Source organism: Cellulophaga geojensis KL-A (assembly GCF_000568425.1).
Lineage (GTDB): Bacteria > Bacteroidota > Bacteroidia > Flavobacteriales > Flavobacteriaceae > Cellulophaga > Cellulophaga lytica.
Genome location: NZ_ARZX01000097.1, coordinates 1 through 620 on the forward strand (window position 1 = coordinate 1; position 620 = coordinate 620).

Annotated in this window: 1 protein-coding gene; it reads left to right on the forward strand. The window is 29.5% G+C overall.

Going from position 1 to position 620, the window contains the following annotated elements:
- On the forward strand, window positions 1–272 hold a 272-nt coding region (locus KLA_RS17370; protein WP_235183597.1), incomplete at its 5' end, for an LPXTG cell wall anchor domain-containing protein.
- Window positions 273–620 lie beyond the last annotated feature (348 nt).

A 620-nucleotide genomic window follows, 5' to 3' on the forward strand; every position in this document is an offset into this window, starting at 1 on the left:
AATCCCGTAACTTCGGTTATACCTACCGTTGGCATTCATTGGCGGAACGAACACAAAATAAAGAAATATTACTTATGAAATACAAAATTGGATTTAGATTAGATTGGTTTGAAATGGTATTTATTTTAATTATGGTATTTGTTGCTGGAGTTTTTGTTACCAGTCAAATGGATAATAAATTTATATATGTTGGTTTATTAATTATTGGAGCTGGTGGAATTTTAATTAAGAAAAGAGTGAAAATGCCTTTAAAGAATGGTAAACCTGAATAAGGAAGTGAATTGTGTGTTGGAGTAGCTCATTTAGCAGATTAAAAATTTTAAAGGATGAATTGGAAGTTTAGATTATTTTTAGGAGTTATTGCAATGATTATTTTTAGATATACCATTGGGAAGTATCTAAGAAATTAGATTTCTCGGAAGCAACACTTAAAAAAGAAAAAAATAACTGAATTTTTACCTTAATGCATAATTGCACACAACAATGGCTATAAATAATTGTTTGCTTCTAGCCTACTTACAAATCCCGAAGCGTCGGGAATCGTAGATTTTAAATTAGTGTTCTATTCACTAAATTAGTTGCTTAACCATACACGTATTCCAAGATCAAATCCTAGTAAT